Annotated in this window: 7 protein-coding genes and 2 pseudogenes; 4 read left to right on the plus strand and 5 right to left on the minus strand. The window is 65.2% G+C overall.

The features are described 5' to 3' along the window. The 3 genes from A612_RS07215 to A612_RS07225 form a co-directional block, all read right to left on the minus strand. On the minus strand, positions 1-605 hold a 605-nt coding region (locus tag A612_RS07215; RefSeq protein WP_040436285.1), incomplete at its 3' end, for an HlyD family secretion protein. A gap of 27 nt (positions 606-632) precedes the next feature. Further along, positions 633-1,058, minus strand: a complete 426-nt coding sequence (locus A612_RS07220; protein WP_014819567.1) for a hypothetical protein — start codon at positions 1,056-1,058, stop codon at positions 633-635. A 190-nt stretch (positions 1,059-1,248) separates the two neighbouring features. Beyond that, positions 1,249-1,857 (minus strand): TetR/AcrR family transcriptional regulator, encoded by a 609-nt coding sequence (locus tag A612_RS07225; RefSeq protein ID WP_019373840.1) that lies wholly within the window; start codon positions 1,855-1,857, stop codon positions 1,249-1,251. Positions 1,858-2,158: 301 nt separating this feature from the next. Here A612_RS07225 and A612_RS18095 point away from each other — a divergent pair. The 3 genes and pseudogenes from A612_RS18095 to A612_RS17025 all read left to right on the plus strand — a co-directional run. After that, positions 2,159-4,051: pseudogene (locus tag A612_RS18095) on the plus strand (heavy metal translocating P-type ATPase); the annotation flags it as partial. Continuing rightward, positions 4,048-5,127 carry a signal peptidase II gene (gene lspA, locus A612_RS07235; RefSeq protein ID WP_013721907.1) on the plus strand — a complete coding sequence of 360 codons (1,080 nt, stop codon included), beginning with the start codon at positions 4,048-4,050 and terminating at the stop codon, positions 5,125-5,127. The pseudogene A612_RS18095 and the gene lspA, both read left to right, overlap by 4 nt. Positions 5,128-5,130: 3 nt before the next feature. Next, a pseudogene (locus tag A612_RS17025) lies at positions 5,131-5,364 on the plus strand (Tn3 family transposase); the annotation flags it as partial. On the opposite strand, the gene A612_RS07240 reads toward A612_RS17025, so the two are convergent. After that, a complete protein-coding gene (locus A612_RS07240; protein WP_040436284.1) occupies positions 5,309-5,935 on the minus strand; it encodes a substrate-binding domain-containing protein in 627 nt (208 codons plus the stop codon). The pseudogene A612_RS17025 and the gene A612_RS07240 overlap by 56 nt on opposite strands. Positions 5,936-6,040: 105 nt before the next feature. On the opposite strand from A612_RS07240, the gene A612_RS07245 reads away from it, so the two are divergent. Further along, the gene (locus tag A612_RS07245; protein WP_003282197.1) at positions 6,041-6,340 is read left to right on the plus strand and encodes a helix-turn-helix domain-containing protein; all 300 of its coding nucleotides are present in this window, start codon (positions 6,041-6,043) and stop codon (positions 6,338-6,340) included. Positions 6,341-6,366: 26 nt separating this feature from the next. Here A612_RS07245 and A612_RS07250 read toward each other — a convergent pair. Beyond that, positions 6,367-7,041: conjugal transfer nickase/helicase domain-containing protein (locus A612_RS07250; protein ID WP_019373844.1), on the minus strand; the 675-nt coding region annotated here is incomplete at its 5' end.

The following is a 7,041-nucleotide window of genomic DNA, read 5'->3' on the forward strand; positions in this document are numbered from 1 at the left end:
GCGGCAGCCTGTGCGGCCGCAAGGCGAGCTTCTGCCGCGGCGATGTCTTCCTTGCGAAAACCTTCGGATGCTTGCGACAGGGCCGCCTTGGCCGCTTCGACGCCAGCGGCTGCCTGGTCGCGCGCCGTGCGGGCTGCATCGACCGTGCGCTGGCTGCTGGCGCCCGATGCCAGCAGGCGACTCTGGCGCTGGAAATTGCGCTCGGTCTCGGTGGCGAGCGCCTGGGCCTGCCTGAGGGCTTCGCGCGCCTGGGTGATTTCCTGCGGTCGCAGGCCGCGGCGCAGCTTGGCCAGTTCCGCCTGCGCCACCTGCACCTGGGCCTGCGCTGCCGCAAGGGCTTCCCGATACGGCTGCGCGTCGAGCGTCGCCAGCCGCGCACCGGCACTGACGGCATCGCCCTCATCGAAAAACATTTGCATCACGCGCCCGGGCTGACGGAAGGCCAGTTGCACCTCGCGGATGTCGACGTTGCCGTAGAGGCGCAATGCATCTTGTTGTCCATGGTCGCGCGACAACCAGAACGCCAGTGCGCCGCCAAGAGCGAGCACGACGACGGCGATCACGACCCAACGGGTTTTCTTGAAGAGGAGGTTTGGAGTTTTCATCGATGGGTTTCCGCTGGATAAAGGTGCTCAGTGCTCGCGTGCGACCGGCGCATTCGCCGCTGACCGGCGCCAGGCGATGGCCGCTATGCCAGCCCACACCAACGTGCGCAGCGTCATGGCGACCACCGTGCGTCGCTCCCAGGCGCCACCCAGAGCCACATGCACTCCGAAAGCGAGGAACACGAGTGCGGTCGCCACCGTGATGACAATCGCTAACCACGCGGCCCAGCGCCGGCGCATCCACAAGCCGACGCCGGCGACGATGTAGGCGAACCCGGCCAGAAAGTTGAACCAGAGCACGAAGGGCACATAGTGGCCGGCGGCTTGGCGCGCCGCGCCGTCGACAAACAGAACGGCGCCGCCCTCCCGAAGAGTGAGCAGACCGAAGCCGATCGCAAGCAGGGAGATCAGCCAGTGCCAGATGCTGCGTTGTGGATGAGTGGTCATCTTCATGGCCTTTACTTGATCGGGGAAACTCCCAGGCCTTCGTCGTCGTCGTCGCGGCGTGCGTGTGCATTCCGCCGGGCGGTCGGGCTGAGTGTTGAATGACGCGGATTCGCGCTGGAGGCGCAACGCGATCGCATGACCGTGGTGTGCCTCTCGGCTGACCGAGGAACTGCGTGGCGGCAGGATGGAAGGCGTTTCATCGGGTGTGCGTGATGCCACGGAGATAGATGGCAAACACGGCTGGCGCGTCGCGGCGGATGCGTGCTACATCGCCCGCCAGCAACGACTGCATCACCAGCCCTTGAATTGTGCCGATGAACAAGACGACGGCCGCGTCCACATCCAGTTCTGAATGCAGCTCGCTTCGCGCCTTACCGGCTTCGAGCAGTCGACGCAACCGCTCACCATATTGACGGGTCAAGGTCTGCACCATTTGCTTGGGCAGGGTCTCCCCCGGCCGCTGTAATTCGCCGAAGAGCATCCTCGGCACCCCCGGGTGCTCGGCCACGAAGTCGATGTGCGTCTTGAAGGTCGCTTCAAGAGCTGCGAGGGGGGACGTAGCACCTTCTGCGGCCTTGTCTACTCGAGCCAGCAGGCGTTCCGCAACCCAGGACATCACCGCCTGCAGGATTGCGTCCTTAGTCGGGAAGTGACGGAACAGTGCTCCCTGGGTCAACCCCATGCGCTGCGCGATGGCCGTGGTCGTGATGTCGCTGGGGTTCTGTTCGGCAGCCAAGTCGACCACTGCCTCGACGGTGGCCGCGCGCCTCTCATCAGCCGGTAGATGCCTGGAGTGTCCGCTCATTGCTTGCATCCCAAAAAGTGAGTAATCTATTACTATCTTACCACTGTGCAGCCAGACCGCAAGAGGGGAAGCACGAAAAAGAGGTCTCGATGAACAGCAGAACTGCTATCTCAGACGGCTGCCAACGGTCGATTTCTGGCGGGCGCAAACGTCGCCCTCCGCACCTCATTGGCGGAAGGGCGCCGGCACATCGCAAGCCTGGCGGGGCGTAAGTGGGCGGGATGTGGATGGAGATGCTGGCGCCCGAGAGGCCGAACCAGAAGAAGACGAACAGGAGGTGGCCTTGGATTTCAGATTGCTACGCTATTTCGTTGCAGTCGCGGAAGAGCTGCATCTCGCCCGCGCGGCCGAGCGTCTCGGGATCGAGCAATCTCCCGTATCGCGAGCAATGCGCGACCTGGAAAGCCAGCTTGGCGTGCAGTTGTTCGACCGCAGCACCCGCCTGACGCGGCTGACCTGGGCCGGCCAGGTGTTCCTAGGCGAATGCCGACGCGTGATGGCCACCGTGGAGCAGGCAGTCAAGAGTGCCAAGGCGGCGGCACAGGGCTACCAGGGCCATCTGCGCATCGCGATCTGCGACGGCCTGGCGCAGCCCCGCATCGCCACCTTGCTGGCACGCAGCCGCGAGGAGGAGCCCGAGATGGAGATTCGCGTCTTCGAGCTGCCGTTCGCGCAGCAGCTCAAGACGCTGCACGACGATCTGCTGGACATCGGCTTTGCGTTGTCAAACGCGGTACATGATGGCCTCGTCGCCGAGCCGGTGTGGACCGATCCGCTGTCGGTGATCGTGCCCGCACGCCACCCCTTGCTGGCACACGTGCAGGTGCCGCTGGCCGAAGCCCTGAAGTTCCCGCTGGTTCTGTGCCATCCCGAATCGGGATCGGGCTGCCGCCATCAGATTCAAGCGCTGCTGCAGGACGCAGGCACGCCGCTCAAGCTGGTCGATGAAGTGACCAGCCTGGGCGTGATGCTGACCCTGGTCGGTGCCGGCTACGGCATCGGCTTCGCCATCGCCTCGCAGGTGCAGACGCTACAGCGCCCGGACATCTCCATTCGTCCCTTGGCCGGCAGCCCACCGGTGCCGCCGCTCTTTGTGGGAGCGGCATGGCTGGATTGGATCTATCGGGCGCTGGTTTTGCTGGTGATCGCCTGCCCGTGCGCGCTGGTGATTTCGACACCCGTCAGCATCGTCAGCGGGTTGGCCGCAGCGGCACGCCACGGCATTCTCATCAAGGGCGGCGTGTATTTGGAAGAGGGCCGCAAGCTGCGCTGGCTGGCCTTGGACAAGACCGGCACCATCACCCACGGCAAGCCCGCGCAGACCGACTTCGTTGCCTTGGGTAACGCTTCGCCCCAGCACGCCCGTAGTCTCGCGGCCAGCCTGGCCAGCCGCTCCGACCATCCGGTGTCCAAGGCAATCGCGCAAGCCGCCCTTGCCGACGGCGTGGCGCTGCGCGAAGTCGCGGAATTCGCCGCATTGCCCGGCCGAGGCGTGCGCGGCGTGATCGACGGAGTGGCCTATCACCTCGGCAACCATCGGATGCTCGACGAGCTGGGACATTGCTCCCCCGCAATGGAACAACGCATCACCGCACTGGAAGCCGAGGGTAAGACGGCGGTGATGCTGGTGGAGCCCGAGGGCGTGCAGGCGCTCATGGCAGTGGCCGACACCATCAAGGACAGCAGCCGGAGCGCCGTGGCCGAACTGCACGCGCTGGGCATCCAGACCATGATGCTGACCGGCGACAACCCACACACCGCCAAGGCGATTGCCACACAGGCCGGGATCGACCGCGCACAAGGCAACCTGCTCCCCGATGACAAACTGCGCGAGATCGAAGCGCTTGCCCAGTCCGGCGGGGTCGGCATGGTCGGTGATGGAATCAACGACGCTCCGGCGTTGGCTCGTGCCGACATTGGCTTCGCGATGGGCGCGGCGGGCACCGACACGGCCATCGAGACGGCCGACGTGGCGCTGATGGACGATGACCTGCGCAAGATTCCGACCTTCGTGCGGCTGTCCCGCACCACGGCACAGGTGCTCACACAGAACATCGCGCTTGCGCTGGGCATCAAGGCCGTGTTCCTGGTGCTCACCTTCACCGGCCACGCGACCATGTGGATGGCGGTGTTCGCCGACATGGGAGCTAGCCTGCTGGTGGTGGGCAATGGCTTGAGGCTGCTGCGCCGATGAGTTGGAAATTCGTGCTGTATGACTGGGCCGGTCTGAATCTCGCGCTATTTCAAGCGATCAATGCTGGGACGCCCGCAGTGCTGTGGCCGCTGGCGTCGCTCTTCAGCCTAATCGGCAGCTACTGGACCGCGCCCCTAACCGTACTGGGACTATGGGCATGGTCAAAGGCATCTTCCGATCCGGCCCGCGTTCGGCTAGTGCGGAGCCGTTTGTTGCACTTCGGCGTCGCGTTCTTGCTGGCCTTGGCGGCGGCGTCGGCCTTGAAGTGGTGGCTCGACTTTCCGCGCCCGCATGCGGTGCTGGGCGCAGCGGTGCATGTCATCGGCGCTGTGGAGCTGCATTACAGCCTGCCCAGCGGGCACGCGACCTACGCGGCGCTGGTGGCCGCTGCGTTGTGGCCGCTGCTGGCCTGGCGCGGTCGCGGTTGCCTGTTGATGTATGCCGCCCTGGTTGGCTGGTCACGCATGGCGGCAGGTATGCACTTCCCGGGCGACGTGCTGGCAGGCTGGGGGCTGGGCTTGGGCTGCACCGTGCTCTCGCGGTGGCTGATCTCGTTCGCCACTGCGGCGCGCGCAAAGGGGCTGCTCGCGCCGGCCTTGCCGTGGTACGGGGTGGCTGCGGCAGCGGTTGCTGCTGATCAGGCAGCCAAGCTCTCGATCGAACGGGCGTTCGTCTATGGCAAACAGGTCGAGATCACGCCGTTCTTCAACCTCGTGCATGTGCTCAATCCGGGCGCCGCGTTCAGCTTTTTGGCCGGAGCGAGTGGCTGGCAACGTTACTTCTTCATCACGTTAGGACTGCTCGTCGCGGTCTGGCTCATCCGACAACTGAAGCAGACGCTGCCGCGCTTCGAAGCCGTCGGCTACAGCCTCATTCTTGGCGGGGCACTTGGCAACGTGGTGGATCGCCTGCTGCGCGGTCAGGTTGTGGACTTCCTCGACTTCCACTGGCAGGGCATGCACTGGCCCGCGTTCAACCTCGCCGATGTTGCGATCTCCATCGGAGTCGGCTGTTTGATCGCTAGGTTCCTTGAAATTCGAGACAAGGGTAACAAGGGTAGATTGTTGTCAGGATGAGCTGCGACGCAGGCGCTGCGCGACTCCGGCAACGGGATCGACGACGGGTTGCTGCAATACCTGTCGCCGCTGGGCTGGGAGCACATCAATTTGATCGGCGACTACGTATGGCGGCAGAGCCGGAGGGCCGAAGACGTGCAGTTCCGGCCGTTACGCATCAATGGGAAGGCCAGCGCATCAGTCAGGACACCAAGCGCGCGCGGCGGGCGAATCTTGCCTGGGTGTCCGACAAGGTAGCGTTGCGGCGGAGCAGGTAAGCCATCACGATCATTGGTGCGCCGGCCAGCGGCCGTACGGCGATGCCTCGGCGTAGGTAGCTCGCCAGTCTCGCGGCAGGCGCAATGGCGATCCCGTACCCGGCGGCAACCAGCGTCATCGCCACATCGAATGTCTCAACCGTTTGCTCCCGCTCCTGCAGCGCGTTCTCGAACACGCGCTGCACGGTCATGCGCCATGGTTCATCGGCCGTGGACTGCGAGCAGATCAAGGGCTGCTTGAGCACTTCCTCGCACGGCACTTCACGGTAGGCCAGCAGGTGGGAGCGCTTGGCCACGGCGACCGCCAGCGTGTCATGCCACAGCGGCTCGCATATCCAGCCAGGCCACTGCCGGGCAGCCGCAGACAAGGCGAAGTCGAAGCCGTCGCCCGGCAGCTCCGCGCCTCGACCGGGATCTGTCCATCCGGCCAGGACGGCATGAGTCTCCGGCTCTTCGGCGCGCTGCAGGGCGAGCACGTCGGCGAGCTGGGGAGGCACCCATTCGCCGAGGACGGCCATGCGAATTTCGGCGGTGATGTCACTCGATTCCACGTCCAGCTCCCCCAGGCGGTGAACTCGTGGCAACTGATCTCGAAGCCGTTGGATGAGTTAAGTTTAACGTGGTTTAAATCGTGACCGTGTTCGACGCTCTTGGCAATGCCAAAGCGTTCGATCCAAAGGGGCCGCCCCACCGGCACCACTACCTACGAAGCGGAACCAGCCATCGCGTTTGGGGCTGCCGTGCGGGAAGAAAGAACCAACCAGGGCATCGCTCAGGAAACGCTGGCCCACATGGCCGGCATCGAACGGTCGCACATGGGCAAGATCGAGCGCGGCGAGCATGTCCCCACGCTCCCCCTCATCCTCAAGATCGCCCGTGCGCTGAAATGCAGTTCCGCCCACTTGATGACTCTGACCGAAGCCAAGCTGGCGGAGTCGGCCCCATCCGCAGATTGAAGCCGGCCCGCACAGCGGTCGCATGCCTACGCCTGATCGTCGTCCTTGGCCCCAAGGGCTGAATCTTCGCGCTTTGCGGCCTCGTTGAGGAGCCGCAGGTATGGGTTGTCTGGCGGCGTCTCCTGGAACAGCGCATCCGGGCTGACGAGCAGGTAGCCGTGCAGCCGGCGCGACTTGCGCGGCCCCGTGACTTCGCAGGTCCAGATGTTCAGCCCGCTCGGCTGCTTGCGGTGCTGTCCCAACTTCTCGAAGCGCTTCTGCACCCACTGCCACCCCTCCAGCTTCTCCTGCTTGGCCAGCGCGGCGACTTGAAGGTACTCCTGCGCGTAGCGCTGGAACACGCCGGGGCTGACGAGATAGGTCGTACCGGCGACGGTATGCACCAGGGCCTTGGCGTCGTTGATGATGAGCTTGCGCGTCTGGATGCTCTGACGCAGCCAGGCCATGAAGTGCGCCCCGGAGGGCTCCGCGCGATCCTGGGAAGGCGCGAGGCTCATCTGCGGCGGGGGCACGGTCGAAGGGGCCGGCTCGGCCTCGGCGATCTCCGGCGCTGTGGATGGAGCAGTGTCGCCCAGCAGGTCGAGCAGCGCGGCCACGCCGATGTCCGTGGCTGCGGATGCGATCGGCGCCGTGCTCGCGGGTGCAGCTTCGGTGCCTTCCACGCGCGGCCCATCGGCCACCGCCGGCGCCAGCGGCGGGGG

The sequence above is a fragment of the Melaminivora alkalimesophila genome (genome assembly GCF_000282995.1).
In the GTDB taxonomy this organism is placed as follows: domain Bacteria; phylum Pseudomonadota; class Gammaproteobacteria; order Burkholderiales; family Burkholderiaceae_C; genus Melaminivora; species Melaminivora alkalimesophila.